This is a genomic window from Antarctobacter jejuensis, assembly GCF_052266595.1.
GTDB lineage: Bacteria > Pseudomonadota > Alphaproteobacteria > Rhodobacterales > Rhodobacteraceae > Antarctobacter > Antarctobacter jejuensis.
The window spans coordinates 90,005-106,077 of sequence record NZ_JBQQXJ010000009.1 but is presented as its reverse complement, the minus strand read 5'-3'; the positions used below and the strand labels follow the sequence as shown (position 1 = coordinate 106,077).

Here is a 16,073-nt window from a genome sequence, read left to right as displayed (position 1 = left end):
GATCTGCCATGAGCTTTGACCGCAGCGTGAAAATCGCCCCTTCGATCCTCTCCGCCGATTTCGCCGACTTCGGGCGCGAGATCGAGGCGGTCGAGGCACAGGGCGCCGACTGGATCCACGTCGACGTGATGGACGGGCATTTCGTGCCCAACCTCACCTTCGGCCCGCCCGCCGTCAAAGCCTTTCGCAAACACGTCAAGACGGTGATGGACGTGCACCTGATGATTGCGCCGGTCGATCCCTATATCGATGCCTTCGCCGATGCGGGCGCGGACATCCTGACCGCCCATGTAGAGGCCGGCCCCCATATCCACCGCACCCTGCAGGCCATCCGCGGCGCAGGCATGAAGGCAGGTGTGGCGCTGAACCCGGGCACCCCGGCGCAGGCGGTCCAAGATCTGCTGGACCTGACCGACCTGATCTGCGTGATGACGGTGAACCCCGGATTTGGTGGGCAGAAGTTCATCGACATGACCGCCAAGGTCCGCCAGTTGCGCGCCATGATCGGTGACCGCCCGGTGCATATCGAGATCGACGGTGGCGTCACACCGGAAACCGCGCCTCTGGTCGTGAACGCGGGCGCCGACGTGTTGGTGGCGGGCTCTGCCGTGTTCAAGGGCGGCTCGGTCGCCAACCCGGCCCCCTACGGCGACAACATCCGCGCGATCCGCACCGCCGTGACCACCGTCGCGGCATGAGCCTGACAATCGCCTTTGATCTGGACGGCACGCTGATCGACAGTGTGCCGCATATCCATCACGGGGTCTGCGCCGCGCTGGAGGAAATGGCTCTGCCGACACTGGACCGTGAAACGGTCCAGGGCTTTGTCGGGCGCGGCCTGCCGATCCTGCTGCAACAGGTGCTGGACCATATCGGCGCGCCGCAGTCCCACCACGCGGAGCTGACCCGGCGCACGATGTTTCACTACGTCAACACGCCCAGCGATCCGGCCTCTGTCTATCCGCAGGCACGCGAGACGCTGATCGCGCTGCGCGATGCGGGTCACCGCCTGACCCTGTGCACCAACAAACCCTACGAGGCGACGCGCTCTGCCCTGCGGGACACTGGCCTCGACGGGTTGTTCGAAGTGGTGATCGGCGGTGACAGCCTGCCGACCCGCAAGCCCAACCCGAACATGCTGTTCGCGGCCCTCGATGGTGCGACACGCGCGCTCTACGTAGGAGACAGCGAAACCGACGCGGAAACCGCGCAGGCCGCCGGGGTGCCCTTCCTGCTGTTCACCGAAGGCTATCGCAAATCGCCGGTCGAGGCCCTGCCCCACACCGCGCGCTTCACCGCCTACGACGAATTGCCGAAACTGGTTGCGCAATTGGCGTAGGGCGGGGTTCACCCCGCCGCGTCACGACCGATATTTGAAGACGCCCGTCCCCTTGGCGATCAATTCGCCGGTCTCGTCGGTGATCTGCGCCTCGGCGAAAAAGCTGGACCGCCCGCCACCGGTCTTCCAGCCCTCCGCCTTCATCACCTGCCCGCGTGGGCGCGACAGGTATTGCACGTTCAGGCTGAGGGTCAGGGCCATCTGGCGACGTTCCGGATCACCGGTCCAGCACCCCGCATACCCCATCACCGTGTCCAGCAAAGAGGCGTGAACCCCGCCATGCGGATTGCCATGCCGGTTCATAAGAAAGGCCTCCAGCGGCAGGTCAAATGCGGCGTAGCCGTCGCGCCACTCGACCATTTCCATGCCCAGATGCCGGACAAAGGCATAGGGGTCTTCGCGGAACGCCTCATCCATAACGCTGTCGTGCCTCCAGCCCCAATCTGGCAAACTGCGGCACATAAGCGCCCAGCTTCACGGCCTTTTCCGGGTTCGCCGCATTGCCGTCAAGGGCGCGCTTCTTGACCCCTTGCAGGATCGCGGCCATGCGGAAAAAGGCGAAGGCCACATAAAATCCCAGCCCCTCGATTTCGCCGATTCCGCGCCGCGCGCAATAGTCGGACACGAATTCCTCATCCGAGGGCAGACCAAGAGCAGCGCGGTCCACCCCGGCCAGCCCGCGCCCCTCTGTCCCCGGCGGCAACTGCCATTGCATCAACACCCCGGCCAGATCTGCATAGGGATGGCCCAGCGTCGACAGCTCCCAGTCCACAACCGCAAGGCAGGCCGGTCCCTCCACCGCAAACAGCAGGTTGTCGATCCGGTAATCGCCATGCACCAAGGTGCGCTGCCCGTCATCGACGGGCAAGGCGCCCTCCAACCACGACACCAGCGCCTCCATGTCCGGCTGCGCCTCGGTCTCGGACGCGCGGTACTGGCTCGTCCAACGTCCCAGCTGCCGCTCATAGTAATTTCCCGGTGCACCAAAATCGTTCAGACCGGCCGTCACAATATCCACGTCATGGATCGTCGCCAGAACCCGGTTCATCTCATCCATGATGGCCGCCCGCCCTGCCCGCGTCTCACCCGGCAGGGTTGGATCGATCAGGTTGCGCCCCGCCACATGTTCCATCACGTAGAACATCGTTCCCAGAACACTCTCGTCCTCACACAGCGCGTACATGCGCGGCACTGGCACTGCAGACCCGGCCAAAGCGCGCTGCACCCGGAACTCCCGGTCTACAGCATGAGCGGATTTCAACAACTGCCCAGGCGGTTTGCGCCGCAACACGTAAGAACCAGACGCGCTTTGCAGCCGATATGTCGGGTTGGACTGACCGACGTCGAATTTCTCCGCCGTGACAGGACCTTGAAAGCCCTCGACATGGGCGCTCATCCACGTCGCCACACGTGCAAGCTCATCCGACTGCATCCCGCCCCCCTGCTTCTTCTCTTTGAAAATACGCCCCGCGACGGTCGTGTTCAGATCTTCTCGTTGGCGTATTTGCGCAATTCGGCCCGCGCCACCTGCCGGCGGTGAACGGCATCCGGTCCGTCGGCAAACCGCAGCGTCCGGATGTGCGTCCACATCATTGCAAGGTCGTAATCCTGACTGATCCCGCCCGCGCCATGCAACTGCATCGCCTCGTCGACGACCTTTCCGGCCATCAAGGGCGCCACCACCTTGATCTTGGAAATCCACGGCTGCGCCGCACGCACCCCGGCGGTGTCCATCATCCAAGCCGCTTTCAGACACAGCAGGCGCGCCATCTCGATTTCCATCCGCGCATTGGCGATGATGTCGTAATTTGCGCCCAGATCGGCGATCCGCTTGCCAAAGGCCTCCCGCCCAAGGCCCCGCTTGCACATCATCTCCAGCGCCTTTTCCGCCTGACCGATGGCGCGCATGCAGTGGTGGATACGCCCCGGTCCCAGCCGCCCCTGCGCCACTTCGAAGCCGCGCCCTTCTCCCAGAACGATGTTGCGCGCCGGGATCCGCACGTCGGTAAAGCGGATGTGCATATGCCCGTGCGGCGCGTCATCATGGCCAAAGACCTGCATCGGCCGCAGCACCTCGATTCCCGGCGTGTCCGGGTCCATCACGAACATGGTGTGCCGCGCGTGTTTCGCCGCCTCGGGATCGGTGCAGGCCATCAGGATATACAATCCGCAGCGCGGATCCCCGGCCCCGCTGATCCACCACTTCTCGCCATTCAGGACAAAGTCATCGCCCTCCCGCCGCGCCTCGAACGCCAGTTGCGCCGCGTCAGAGGAGGCCACATCCGGCTCTGTCATCACGTAGGCGGACCGGATGTCCCCGTCCAGCAACCGGCCCAGCCAGCGCTCCTTCATCCAGTCGTCCCCGTAGCGCTCCAGCACCTCCATGTTGCCGGTGTCGGGGGCGTTGCAGTTGAACACCTCGGCGGCGATCCCCACCTTGCCCATCTCTTCGGCCAGATAGGCATATTCCACGGTGCTCAGCCCATAACCGCGATCCGACCCGGTCAGCCAGAAATTCCACAGACCGCGCTCTTTCGCCTTGGCCTTCAGCCCGTTCAGGATCTCCAACTGTCGCGGCACATGCTGAAACCGGTCGCCCGAAGGATGGCTGCCGACCAATGCGTGAAACTCTGCATCCAGCGGCGCAATCTCTTCCTCGATCATCCTGCGCACCTGCGCCACCAGCGGCTTCACCCGCTCCGTCATTCCAAGATCCATGCTCTCTCCCAATCTGCGCCATTCCGCCAAGGCCGCCCGCGGGTCGATCGGCGCGCGCGGGTGGGTGGGTGGGCGCCGCGCCGGTCGATGCGCGGGCGGCCTGCCCCCGTTCAGTCCAAATACAACCGCGTGATCCAGTTGGCTGCAAGCGCTGGCCGCTCTTCGCCTTCGATCTCCACCTCGACGTCCCAATGCACGCCAAGCCAACCGTCGCCTTCGTCGACACCGGCCACTACGAAACGGCCACGGACCCGCCGCCCCACGCGCACGGGCGAGATAAAGCGAATGCGGTCAAAGCCATAGTTCACGCTGGACGCGACCCCCGGCACGCCGGTCATCACCTGGTAGGACATCATCGACAGCATCGACAACGTCAGGAACCCATGCGCGATACGGCCGCCAAACGGCGTCTCCGCCGCGCGCGCTTCGTCCAGATGAATGAACTGCCAGTCATCGGTGGCATCAGCAAAGGCCTTGACCCGCGCCGCGTCCAGTTCCACCCATTCGGTCTCTTGCGGGGCGAGGTCGCGCAACCGGTCAATCAGCATCGGGCAACGCGTAGTTCGCAAACCGCTGGCGCAGTGTCAGCTTGGACACCTTGCCGGTCGCCGTCAGCGGCAGATCCTCGACATATTCCACCGCGTCCGGCAATTGCCATTTCGCCAGATGCTCCAGCATCATGTCGTGGAAATCCGACAAAACCGGGGGATCCCCCGCATCGCGCGGCACAACAATCAGCAGCGGCCGTTCCTCCCACTTGGGATGCGGCACGGCGATCACCGCACAATTCGCCACCTTCGGATGCCCGATGGCGATATTTTCCAGATCCAGAGAACTGATCCACTCGCCACCCGATTTGATCAGGTCCTTGGCCCGGTCCTGAATATACAAGAACCCCTGCGGATCGATGCTTGCCACGTCGCCGGTTCCGAACCACCCTTGGGAATCAAAAGTTTCCTCAGATGCTTCGGGATTTTCGAAATAACCGGAGATCACCGTGTTGCCGCGGACAAACAATTCGCCCACGGCCTTGCCATCCTGCGGCAGCGCCTGCCCGGACTCATCCGAAATTTTCAGTTCGACCCCGAACACCCGTCGCCCCTGTTTGGCCTTGGTGGCCATGCGTTGTTCAAAGGGCCAGTCCTGCATCGGTGGCGAAAGCTGTCCATGGGTGCCAACCGGGCTCATTTCGGTCATGCCCCAGGCATGGCAGACATCCACGCCCCGGCTTTCAAAGAACTCGATCATCGGACGCGGCGCGGCAGAACCGCCGATCACAAGCTGATCCAGCGCCGACGGAATGGCGCCCCGCGCCTCGATCTCGGCCCGCAGTCCCAGCCAGACCGTTGGGACCCCCCAAGCGGCCGTCACGCCCTCGTTTTCCATCAATTCGAAAACCGAAGCCCCATCCAGCTTGCCCCCCGGCATGATCAGCGAAGCCCCCGCCAGCGGCGCCGCATAGGGCAACCCCCAGGAATTGACGTGAAACATGGGAACAACCGGCAGGATATGCGATCCAACATGCAGTGAGCGTGGCACTGAAACCGTCAGGAACAGCGCGTGCAAAACCGTCGAACGATGGGAATAGAGCGCGCCTTTTGGATGCCCCGTGGTGCCAGAGGTGTAACACAGACCCGAGGCAGTATCTTCGGGCAAAATTGGCCAGTCATAGATCTCTGGCTGGCCGTCCAACAGCTCTTCGTAACACAGCCACTCCAGCGCGCTGTCGGGCATATGCGCCCGGTCGGTCAGGGCGACCAACTTCAGGCCATCGGGCAAATGCGGCGCCAGTGCTTCGACAATCGGCATAAAGGTCACGTCGACACAGAGCACCCGGTCCGTGGCATGGTTGATGATATAGAGCATTTGCTCTGCCGACAGCCGCGGGTTGATCGTGTGGCAAACCGCCCCCATCCCCGAGACCGCGTAATAAAGCTCGAAATGCCGATAGCCGTTCCAAGCCAGCGTCGCCACCCGGTCGCCGGTTTCCACGCCCAGCGCCGCCAACCCGTGGGCCAGTTGCGCCGCACGGGCGTAGGTCTGGGCATAGCTCTGGCGGTGAATGTCACCTTCGGTCCGGACGGAAACGATGCCCGCCCCCGGATGGGCCTGTGCCGCATAATTGAGAATCTCGATGATTCTCAGCGGCATGTTCATCATCATGCCTTGCATCTGGCCCTCCCTTGCCGTCCGCATTTGTCCCGCTAGACTGACCGCGTTGGCGCCCCGCGCGCAACCCAATTTCGCGAATTCACACTGCAAGGATCCCTCGATGCCCAGCCACATGCGCCGTATCGCTCTCGCCCGCCGCCCCAAGGGGATGCCCGTGCCAGAAGATTTCTCCCTCGAGACCGGCCCCGTTCCGGCACCGGGTGACGGCGAAGCCCTGATCGAAGTCACGCATCTTTCGCTGGATCCCTACATGCGCGGCCGGATGGATGACGCGGGCAGCTATGCCGCTTCGGTCGGCTTGGGGGAAACGATGGTGGGTCAGGGCGTGGGCAGGGTGCTGGTCTCTCGCGTCGCCGGACTTGCCGAAGGTGACATCGTCACCGGTATGACCGGCTGGGCAAGCCACGCGGTATTGCCCGCTGCCGAGGTTCGCAAACTGGATCCGGGCCTGCCCCCCTCGACCGCGCTCGGCGTGCTGGGGATGCCGGGGTTCACCGCATGGACCGGGTTGCGCGAATACGGGCGTCCCAAGACGGGCGAAACGCTGGTCGTCGCGGCCGCGACGGGCCCCGTCGGCGCAATGGTGGGCCAATTGGCCAAGGCGGAGGGGCTGCGCACGGTCGCCATCGCGGGCGGCGAGGAGAAGTGCAATCTTGCCACGGACACATTCGGGTTCGACGCGGCCCTTGATCACCGCGCCTATGTCGGGGCCTCCGCCCTGCGCGGCGCGCTGGCGGACATGGCTCCGGACGGCATCGACATCTACTGGGAAAATGTTGGCGGCAAGGTGCTGGAGGCGGTCATCCCGCTGATGAACACCCACGGGCGCATCCCGCTCTGTGGCACCATCGCGTGGTACGGCGGCACCGATGGCACCGAGGACCGCCTGCCGCGGGTTTGGCGGTCGATCCTCGTCAAGCGCCTTTCGGTCAACGGGTTCATCATCTTCGACCACTGGGCGCGCTTCCCCGAGTTCCTGAAAGAGGTGGCGCCCAAGGTCGCCTCCGGCGAGATTGCCTATCTGGAGGACATCACCGAAGGACTGGAAAACGCACCTGTCGCCTTTATCGCGATGCTGACCGGCGGCAACACGGGCAAGAATATCGTCAAGCTGGCGTGACGGATTTACCCGGTCGCGCCGTCCACCTGCGCTTCCAGCGCCAAAGGTGCCGGCGCCGCGGCCAGATCATCCACCCGCAACGCACCCGACGGCCGCGCCAGCCGGTTGCGCACCACCCAGTACAGACGCGATTGTGCCCGCGTGATCGCCACATAGGCCAGCCGCTTCCAGAGCGGTTGACCCGCCTCGTTCCGCCCCGTTCGCGCCGCCGCATAGAGGTCCGGCGCAAAGACTTGCACCGCTTCCCATTGCGAGCCTTGCGCCTTGTGGATCGTCACCGCTGCCCCATGCAAAAAAGTCGCCCCCATGCGTGCCGCATAGGGAATGAAGGGTTCTTCCTCATCCGGCTTTTCGATCTTCACGATCGAGGCGGCAGATACCTGCGGTTCCAGCGCGCCCACGACGTGAAGGCGTGAGAACCCGGGCTTTTTGCCCGGCCCAAGGTAGATGACCTGCGCGCCCTTGATCAGCCCGCGGGCCTCAAGGTCCAGCCGCTTGCGCCGGTGTTTCATCGGCAGTTCGATACCGTCGCAGATCAGCGGCTCCCCCGGCAAAAGGCTGTCCTCGGGCGCGCCGTGCACCTGCCGAAACGCGTTGATCAGCCTGATCCGCGTCGCGTTGCGCCAGACCAGAACCGGAGAGCGTGCCATCAGGTCCACCTCGACCCGTTGTGCGAAGACGACCCGGTCATCCTTGCGCGAGGCCTCTTCGACCATTCGCTCGAAATCCTCGAATCCGATCGAAGGGTCGGCCAAAGCATGTGCAAGGTCGAGAATCGGGTTGTCCGCCTCTTGGCGGTGAATGCGGCTCAACTCTTTCTTCTGGCTCTCTTTCAGCCCGTCGAAGACCATCTTGCCCGATTGGTTCACCGGGGCCAGCTGCGCCGGGTCGCCGAACAGCACCAGATTGGGAAAGATCTCCTTCAAATCCTCGAACTGCCGTTCGTCCAGCATCGACGCCTCATCGACGAACCCGATGTCCAGAGGCTCCTCGCGCCGTTTCCAGCCGGTGATGAAGTCGCTGCCCCTCAGACCTGCGGCGGCCAGCGCCGCCGGGATGGACTTGTGCTGTGCATACACGGCCTGCGCACGGGCCAGCGCCTCTTCCGAGAGGCCTTCGATTTCGGGCGCGTCCACTTCGTTGCCCATCAGCCATTCGGCGATGCGCTCATACTCCGGGTCGTAGACCGGGGTATAGATGATACGGTGGATCGTGGTCGCCGGAACGCCGCGCATCCGCAGGACGCTGGCCGCCTTGTTCGTCGGCGCAAGGACCGCAAGCGTTCGTTTTTCATGGGCGCGGCGGCTCTCGTAGTCGCCGGAAACCGTCTCTAGCCCCAGCTCTTCAAGTTCCTTGACCAGTTCGGCCAGCAACAGCGTCTTGCCGCTGCCGGCCTTGCCCATCAGCGCCATGACCTGCCCCGGACCGTCCTGCGCGGGCAGACACACGCCTTCATCAAGGTCGACCCCGGCCCTACGCAGCAATTCTGTCACGCTGTCATAGGCAGCGGCCTGATCGTCGGAAAATACAAGGGCGGGCACATTCATGCGGCGCACCCTATCCCGCTGCGAGCGGGGCCACCAGAACCCTTTGGGCGTCTGTCGGCCCGGAAAGATGAATTGAGATCGCTCCGTGGAAATGGGACCTGCCAATATAGAAAAGGCGCGCGCAGGCATCGGCCCGCACGCGCCAAAAGGGCGGTGTGTTGTCCGCGACCGTCAGGCCACAGCCAGTTCCAATGGCGACACGATCTGACCAAATGACAGCGCGAACCACCGCTTGGACATTTCCGGAGTGATGCCCGCGCTCTTGGCCACATGTGCTTGCGCCGCCTTGCTGAATTCCCACAGGCCGACGCTGATCCGTTCGCGGCCTTCGCCCTGGCTTCCCAACACTTCCGGCGACGAGCCAATCCGGCGATAAATCCGCACCATCCGTGCGTCGAATACGCCGACATAGTGTTCCACGCCGAATTCCTGCATGACTTCACCACCGGCCAGCATCAGCGCGGCTGCCACGCCCGGTGTCGCGCCCCGGGCAAGGCAAAAGCGCGTGCATTCCCAGATCACGGGCGACTGGATGCGCACGCCATCGGTCAGATGCACGAAATGATCGTTCACCATGGTCTTGCCAAGCGTCGGAAGCAGACGCATCGAGCCGCCGTGCGTGCCGTCAGCATTTTCCCAGATCACGTAGAGCGGGTTTTCATCGTCGTATTCGTCGCGCTCATAGCCGCGTTCATCAACCGAGACCTCCCATCCAAGACGCGTCTTGAACTGGTCGGCGCGGTCGCGAAACATGGTCTCTGCCAGCTTCGGAAACTTGTGCAGGTCGGTGCCGTAAACGTAGCGGATCATTGTCGTATTCCCATCGGAGTGCATGTTCGATGGACTGACTGTGCCGCTGCACTAGTTAACGGGAATCAACCAAGGCGCGCGCATGGTAAATGCGCGTTTTACCCTAACGGGTTTTCACACCACGATCACACCACGGCTGAGTGCGCGCGCGACCGCATGTGTGGTGTTCAATGCACCCAGTTTGTGACGGGCGCTTTCCACGTAGACCCTTAAGGTATGCTCGGAAATCGACAGGGTCTCTGCCACCTGGGCCCGGCTGTAGCCCACTGCGAGTAGGGTCATGGCTTCGATCTCGCGCGGGGACAAGGGCTGAGCGGGGTCGGGCGTGCGGCCCGGTTCGAATTCCAGCGCCTTTTGGTTGAAGTAATGTGCGATCAGGATCAGATCGCGACGGCTGCTCTCCGTGAATTCCTCCCATTCCGAATCCGAACAATTGTGGGACAGGGTGAACAGCGCAAACTGACCGTTGGGGCCACGCAAGGGAATGGAAAACCCCTGATTGCCGATCCCGTGCGCGATGGCATCCTGCATGAGAGCCCGTGCCGCCTTGCTTGACCAGTCGAGCCGCTTCCAATCGACAGGGTGGAACCGCTGATAACAACCAGACACCACCGGATCGTGTCGGAGATAACCCTTTTCAATGTAGTGGTTGACCCATTTGAGGTCATAGGTCCCGCAGCCATATTGTTCGCCATTGCTGTTGACCCAGTGATAAACAATGTGATCGACGCCGTACCTGTCTCGCAGATCTTCAATGAGGGCCTGAAGATCTTCGAGTCCCTCAGCGGACTCGAGCCCTTCGATCAGCCCGTCCAGTCGCGGCGCGTTTACCGACAAAAACCCCAATGCCATTCCCCTCGGCCTGGGACGCAATCTCGGCCTGAGCGACGATTGACGCATCATCCAGCTGCGTTGCCAAGGACGGCATGCCATTGGCCCGAGCGAATGTTTTCAGGTCCGTGAGAACGTCCAGTATCCAATCATGTCCCATGATGAGCCTCGTGCATAGATGGTTAACGCTTCATTAAAACAACTATAGCACGCAGCATATCGCGCCGAAATTCACGCATTCTTCCTCCCCAGAAATAGTGAGGGGTCGCAAACGCAACCCATTGAAGAAAATACGACAGGGTCAAAAACGCAGAACGCCCGCGATGCCAGAGGGCGATTCGCGGGCGTTACATGGGCCGTGCCGGCCAGGGAAAACCTTACTTGCGGGCGTCTAGGCAATCCTCAAGCGTGCGCAGCCCGGTTTTGGGGGCCTGAACAAGTACGGACATGTTGCCGGGCTTGTGCTCGTTGTTCATCATCTTGGTGTGCGCGGCCGGGATTTCCTGCCAGGGAAAGACCTCGGACATGCAGGGATCAAGGCGACGCTCGCACATCAGGCGGTTGGCCGACGCGGCCTGCTTGAGGTTCGCGAAATGCGAGCCCTGCAGGCGCTTCTGGTGCATCCACATGTACCGCACGTCGAACGTGCAGTTGAAACCCGACGTCCCTGCGCAGATCACCACGATACCGCCCTTCTTGACGACAAGCGTCGACACCGGGAAGGTCGCCTCGCCGGGATGCTCGAACACCATGTCGACGCTCACGCCCTTGCCGGTGATCTCCCAGATCGCCTTGCCGAACCTGCGCGCCTCTTTCAGCCACGCGTTATATTCGGGCGAGTTGACCGTGGGCAATTGCCCCCAGCAGTTAAAATCCTTGCGGTTGATGACGCCCTTGGCACCCTGATCCATGACGAACTGGCGCTTGGATTCATCCGAGATCACACCGATCGCATTGGCACCCGCAGTGTTGGCCAGCTGGATCGCATAAGACCCCAGACCGCCGGACGCGCCCCAGACAAGCACGTTCTGGCCGGGCTTGAGCTCATGCGGGTGGTGACCGAACAGCATCCGGTAGGCGGTGGCCAGTGTCAGCGTATAGCAGGCCGCCTCTTCCCATGTCAGGTGCTTGGGGCGTGGCATCAGCTGCTGGGCCTGCACCTTGGTGAACTGCGAGAAAGAGCCGTCGCCCGTCTCATAACCCCAGATCCGCTGCGAGGGAGAGAACATCGGGTCGCCGCCGTTGCATTCCTCGTCGTCGCCGTCATCCTGGTTACAGTGAATGACGACCTCGTCCCCCACCTTCCAGTTCTTCACCTTGTCGCCGACTTTCCAGATGATGCCAGAGGCGTCCGATCCGGCGATGTGGTAGTCCTGACCATGCACGTCAAAAGGCGAAATCGGAACGCCTTTGCCGGCCCAGACGCCGTTGTAATTGACGCCTGCGGCCATCACGAGCACCAGCACCTCATGGCTGTCGATGTCCCAGACATCCACAACTTCCTGCTGAAAGCTCTGTTCGGGATCGCCGTGGCGATCGCGGCGAATGGCCCATGCGTACATCTTCTTGGGCACATAGCCCATGGGGGGCATTTCACCGATTTCGTAGAGGTCTTTTTCCGGCGCATCGTACTGGGCGATGGTGGGTTGCGTGTCCAGAGCCATGGCGGCCTCCTGTTGAGCCAGTGTTAACGTTTTACCGGTTCTGCGGCGCAGAATCGCGGGGCTGGACACCGGAATATGCCCCCGAGCGCAACTTTGCAACACTTAACGACGTCGTTTTGAAATTTTATAACCCAGCAGTCGCAGAAAACTCTGTGCGACCGCAGCATCAAGCGTCACAGCAGGTGAGAGATGGAGCGCGCATAATAGGTGGCAAAGGCCACACCTTCCTTGGTCAGGGAATAGATGCCGTCGTTTTCCTCGACGATGCCGCGTTCCGTCAGACTGCGCAGTCCGGTTTCAACAGCGTAGTCACGATTGTTCCGCGGCAGATGGATATGTGCGTGAGGATGCGACTTGAGAGCTGCCGAAAAGGCGATCTCCAACTCGGATCGACTCTTTGGTCCCTGTAACAGAAGGTGCGAAACCAAGGGCACCGGAAGGATCGGGATGATCTCGGCGATGCGGGACATGAGTTGCTCTGCCAGCCCCTCTGGGTCGGCAGCGAGCCCCCTGTCATCGCGCAGCGACAGCGGTTTGCCAAAGCTGACAGCCGCATAGCCAAAGCGATGAAACCGCCCCGTCAGCCGCAGCCAGACTTGCCGCAGAACCGCACGAACAACGCGGGTAACAGAGGCGTCAAAGCGACGTGTGCCCGATTGCCCGGCGCGGACAAGCACGGAATCTTCCAATACGCGATCGTAGTTCAGCCCGATCGGCACAAAGACCACATCACGCTCTGACAAGTCCAGATCGGAAAGGATGTAGGCCAGCAGTCCCAGTTTCGCAGGCGCCAGAGCGCCGTCGAGGCTCAGACCGCCCTCGGGAAATATGGCCTGCGTGACGCCGCCGCTTGTCGCCATCTGCACGTATCGCCGCAGGACCTTGCGATAGAGCCCATCTCGCGATTTGCGCCGAATGAAATAGGCCCCCATGGAGCGGATCAATTGCGACAGTGGCCAGACCCGCGCCCATTCACCCACCGCATATGACAGCGCCGACCGATTTGCCGCCAGGTGCGTGACCAGAACGTAGTCCATGTTTGACCTGTGGTTCATGACAAAAACGACCGTGGCCTCAGGGTCGATGGCCGCCAGCGCGTCGGCCTCAAGATGGCCAAGTCGCACACGATAGAGCGAATTCGCCAACCAGCGGGCGCCCCGCAATCCCAGACCGAAATAGGCGAAAGCAGAAAAGGATGGCACGATCTCACGCGCGTATCGGCGCGCCTGTTCAAAGGCCACGTCTTCCCGGACACCGGTCTCGGCGGCATGTTCGACAATCGCCTGCGTGACGTCCGGATGGTATAGCAACCGCTGGATCAGATCGTAGCGGCGCAACAGGCGAAAGGGTTCGATCGGCCGTTCAAGCCGTTCATTCAGCCGCGCCACCGCCTTTTCGAAACGTCGCCGCAGAAACCACCGGACGGACGGAAACAGGAAGTGGGTGGCGAAACTGATGGCCGCAAAGGCGAAGATCAGGGCAAACAGCCAGAGCGGCAGGGTCACAGGCGTTGTCATTCCGGCGACTGTTACAAAGGGGAGGCCGCGCGGCAAGTGGCCCCGGCGTTTTGCGTAAGGCCTCCGGTCCCAAGGCCGGTCGCCTTTGCTGCCGCAAAAAGTCATGAATTTGCGCGATCTGCCCGCCCCGCGGCACACTCGCCCGCATTTTCTCCGCCCGCGCACATAGCGGCAATGTTGCAGGCCTATTATGGCGAATGCAGATTTCCCAACCCTGACAACCGGCTTATGCTGCAACTGCTCGCGCTGCGACGCGGCGAATTGACAGCGACATAATGTTTCGCCTATTCATTCCCGAACGCAACAAGATTGCCGAGACCGATTCATGCCGACGGAGGCCCCGATGACAGACCCCAAGACTCCCGAACGCGACCGGCCATGGTTGATCCGGACCTATGCCGGCCATTCCACGGCGCAGGCGTCGAACGCGCTGTACCGCGGCAACCTCGCCAAGGGACAGACCGGCCTGTCGGTCGCCTTCGATCTGCCGACACAGACCGGTTATGACAGCGATCACATCCTGGCGCGCGGCGAGGTGGGCAAGGTCGGTGTGCCTGTCTGCCATCTTGGCGACATGCGGGCGCTGTTCGATGAGATCCCGCTGGAACAGATGAACACCTCGATGACCATCAACGCGACGGCACCTTGGCTTTTGTCTCTCTACATCGCGGTGGCCGAGGAACAGGGCGCGGATGTGTCCAAGCTGCAAGGCACAGTGCAGAACGACCTGATCAAGGAATATCTGTCGCGCGGCACCTATATCTGCCCGCCGAAGCCCAGCCTGAAGCTGATCGGCGATGTGGCGGAATACTGCTATACAAATGTGCCCAAGTGGAACCCGATGAACGTCTGTTCCTATCACTTGCAAGAGGCGGGCGCGACGCCCGAGCAGGAACTGGCCTTTGCATTGGCCACGGCCACTGCGGTTCTGGACGAGTTGAAGACCCGCGTCCCTGCCGAGGATTTCCCGACACTGGTCGGGCGGATCAGTTTCTTCGTGAACGCGGGCATCCGGTTCGTGACAGAGATGTGCAAGATGCGCGCCTTTGTCGATCTGTGGGACGAGATCTGCCGCGAGCGCTATGGCGTGGAGGATGCCAAGTACCGGCGCTTCCGCTACGGGGTGCAGGTGAACTCTCTTGGCCTGACCGAGCAGCAGCCCGAGAACAACGTCTACCGCATCCTGATCGAGATGCTGGCCGTGACGCTTTCGAAAAAGGCCCGCGCCCGCGCCGTGCAATTGCCGGCATGGAACGAAGCGCTTGGCCTGCCCCGTCCCTGGGATCAGCAATGGTCGATGCGGATGCAGCAGATCATGGCTTATGAAACGGACCTTCTGGAATTCGATGACCTGTTTGACGGCAACCCTGCCGTGGACGCTAAGGTCGAGGCGCTGAAAGACGGCGCCCGGCACGAATTGGCAACCATCGACAGCATGGGCGGCGCGGTCGAGGCGATCGAATACATGAAGGGGCGGCTGGTCGACAGCAATGCCGAACGCCTGAACCGCATCGAACGCGGCGAAACCGTGGTTGTGGGAGTCAACAAGTTCCAGCACGGCGAACCCAGCCCGCTGATGGACGAGGACGGCGGCATCATGACCGTCGATCCGGCAGTGGAACAGGAACAGATCGACCGCCTGAACGCCTGGAGGGACGATCGAAACGACGGCGAGGTGCGCGCGGCGCTGGCGGATCTGCGCGCGGCAGCCTCTGGGGGCAAGAACGTCATGCCCGCGTCGATCGCCTGCGCCAAGGCCGGGGTAACGACCGGAGAATGGGCGGCGCAGATGCGCGCCGTCTTTGGCGAGTATCGCGGACCCACCGGCGTGTCGCGTTCTGTCTCGAACAAAACCGAGGGACTGGACGATCTGCGGGCAGCCGTGGACGCCGTCAGCGACCGGTTGGGCAAGCGGTTGCGTTTCCTTGTGGGCAAACCGGGGCTTGACGGTCATTCCAACGGGGCCGAACAGATCGCTTTTCGTGCGCGGGATTGCGGCATGGACATCGACTATGAGGGCATCCGCCTGACCCCGGAACAGATTGTCGAGGCGGCGCGCGAGGGTGCGCATGTGGTCGGCCTGTCGATCCTGTCGGGCAGCCATATTCCTCTGGTCGAAGACCTGATGGAGCGGATGCGACGCGAGGGGCTGGGCCATGTGCCGGTGATCGTCGGCGGCATCATTCCCGACGAAGACGCCCGGCGACTGAAAGCCATGGGCGTGGCGCAGGTCTATACCCCCAAGGATTTCGAATTGAACGCCATCATGCAGGACATCGTGACCCTTGCCGACCCGGCCTCTGTCGCGGCGGAGTAAACCGCACCCTTTCAAAATGATCCGGAGTCCGATTTCAC

The 16,073-nt window shown here is 62.4% G+C and carries 14 protein-coding genes; 4 read left to right on the top strand and 10 right to left on the bottom strand.

The window, feature by feature from the left end:
* The first annotated feature begins 8 nt into the window (after nucleotides 1–8).
* Both rpe and gph read left to right on the top strand, forming a co-directional pair.
* Nucleotides 9–698, top strand: a complete 690-nt coding sequence (gene rpe, locus ACTXGA_RS14565; protein WP_443394835.1) for a ribulose-phosphate 3-epimerase — start codon at nucleotides 9–11, stop codon at nucleotides 696–698.
* Nucleotides 695–1,339 (top strand): phosphoglycolate phosphatase, encoded by a 645-nt coding sequence (gene gph, locus ACTXGA_RS14560; RefSeq protein WP_443394833.1) that lies wholly within the window; start codon nucleotides 695–697, stop codon nucleotides 1,337–1,339. The genes rpe and gph overlap by 4 nt, the downstream gene beginning before the upstream one ends.
* A gap of 21 nt (nucleotides 1,340–1,360) precedes the next feature.
* Here the strand turns inward: gph and ACTXGA_RS14555 are convergent, their stop codons facing one another.
* The 5 genes from ACTXGA_RS14555 to ACTXGA_RS14535 form a co-directional block, all read right to left on the bottom strand.
* Nucleotides 1,361–1,756 (bottom strand): PaaI family thioesterase, encoded by a 396-nt coding sequence (locus ACTXGA_RS14555; protein ID WP_443394831.1) that lies wholly within the window; start codon nucleotides 1,754–1,756, stop codon nucleotides 1,361–1,363.
* On the bottom strand, nucleotides 1,749–2,771 hold the full coding sequence (locus ACTXGA_RS14550) for a phosphotransferase family protein (protein WP_443394829.1): 1,023 nt from the start codon (nucleotides 2,769–2,771) through the stop codon (nucleotides 1,749–1,751). Before ACTXGA_RS14550 ends, ACTXGA_RS14555 begins: the two co-directional genes overlap by 8 nt.
* Before the next feature lie 50 nt (nucleotides 2,772–2,821).
* A complete protein-coding gene (locus tag ACTXGA_RS14545) occupies nucleotides 2,822–4,057 on the bottom strand; it encodes an acyl-CoA dehydrogenase family protein (RefSeq protein WP_443394827.1) in 1,236 nt (411 codons plus the stop codon).
* Nucleotides 4,058–4,167: 110 nt separating this feature from the next.
* Nucleotides 4,168–4,605 (bottom strand): MaoC family dehydratase, encoded by a 438-nt coding sequence (locus tag ACTXGA_RS14540; RefSeq protein WP_443394826.1) that lies wholly within the window; start codon nucleotides 4,603–4,605, stop codon nucleotides 4,168–4,170.
* Nucleotides 4,595–6,229 carry a long-chain-fatty-acid--CoA ligase gene (locus ACTXGA_RS14535; protein WP_443394824.1) on the bottom strand — a complete coding sequence of 545 codons (1,635 nt, stop codon included), beginning with the start codon at nucleotides 6,227–6,229 and terminating at the stop codon, nucleotides 4,595–4,597. The genes ACTXGA_RS14540 and ACTXGA_RS14535 overlap by 11 nt, the downstream gene beginning before the upstream one ends.
* A gap of 100 nt (nucleotides 6,230–6,329) precedes the next feature.
* Between ACTXGA_RS14535 and ACTXGA_RS14530 the strand changes: the two genes are divergently transcribed.
* Entirely contained in the window at nucleotides 6,330–7,349 is a 1,020-nt protein-coding gene (locus ACTXGA_RS14530; RefSeq protein ID WP_443394822.1) for an NADP-dependent oxidoreductase, read from the top strand.
* Nucleotides 7,350–7,354: 5 nt separating this feature from the next.
* On the opposite strand, the gene ACTXGA_RS14525 is transcribed toward ACTXGA_RS14530, so the two are convergent.
* The 5 genes from ACTXGA_RS14525 to ACTXGA_RS14505 all read right to left on the bottom strand — a co-directional run bounded on the left by ACTXGA_RS14525 (nucleotide 7,355) and on the right by ACTXGA_RS14505 (nucleotide 13,718).
* A complete protein-coding gene (locus ACTXGA_RS14525) occupies nucleotides 7,355–8,896 on the bottom strand; it encodes an ATP-dependent DNA helicase (RefSeq protein ID WP_443394820.1) in 1,542 nt (513 codons plus the stop codon).
* A gap of 171 nt (nucleotides 8,897–9,067) precedes the next feature.
* Nucleotides 9,068–9,706, bottom strand: coding sequence for an acyl-homoserine-lactone synthase (locus tag ACTXGA_RS14520; RefSeq protein WP_443394818.1), 639 nt, complete (start codon nucleotides 9,704–9,706; stop codon nucleotides 9,068–9,070).
* A 114-nt stretch (nucleotides 9,707–9,820) separates the two neighbouring features.
* On the bottom strand, nucleotides 9,821–10,558 hold the full coding sequence (locus ACTXGA_RS14515; protein WP_443394816.1) for a helix-turn-helix transcriptional regulator: 738 nt from the start codon (nucleotides 10,556–10,558) through the stop codon (nucleotides 9,821–9,823).
* Between the two features lie 356 nt (nucleotides 10,559–10,914).
* Nucleotides 10,915–12,201 carry a crotonyl-CoA carboxylase/reductase gene (gene ccrA / locus ACTXGA_RS14510; RefSeq protein ID WP_443394814.1) on the bottom strand — a complete coding sequence of 429 codons (1,287 nt, stop codon included), beginning with the start codon at nucleotides 12,199–12,201 and terminating at the stop codon, nucleotides 10,915–10,917.
* 173 nt (nucleotides 12,202–12,374) lie between these two features.
* The gene (locus tag ACTXGA_RS14505) at nucleotides 12,375–13,718 is read right to left on the bottom strand and encodes a 1-acyl-sn-glycerol-3-phosphate acyltransferase (protein WP_443394812.1); all 1,344 of its coding nucleotides are present in this window, start codon (nucleotides 13,716–13,718) and stop codon (nucleotides 12,375–12,377) included.
* Between the two features lie 325 nt (nucleotides 13,719–14,043).
* Here ACTXGA_RS14505 and ACTXGA_RS14500 point away from each other — a divergent pair, with 325 nt between their 5' ends.
* Nucleotides 14,044–16,035 carry a methylmalonyl-CoA mutase family protein gene (locus ACTXGA_RS14500; RefSeq protein WP_443394810.1) on the top strand — a complete coding sequence of 664 codons (1,992 nt, stop codon included), beginning with the start codon at nucleotides 14,044–14,046 and terminating at the stop codon, nucleotides 16,033–16,035.
* Nucleotides 16,036–16,073 lie beyond the last annotated feature (38 nt).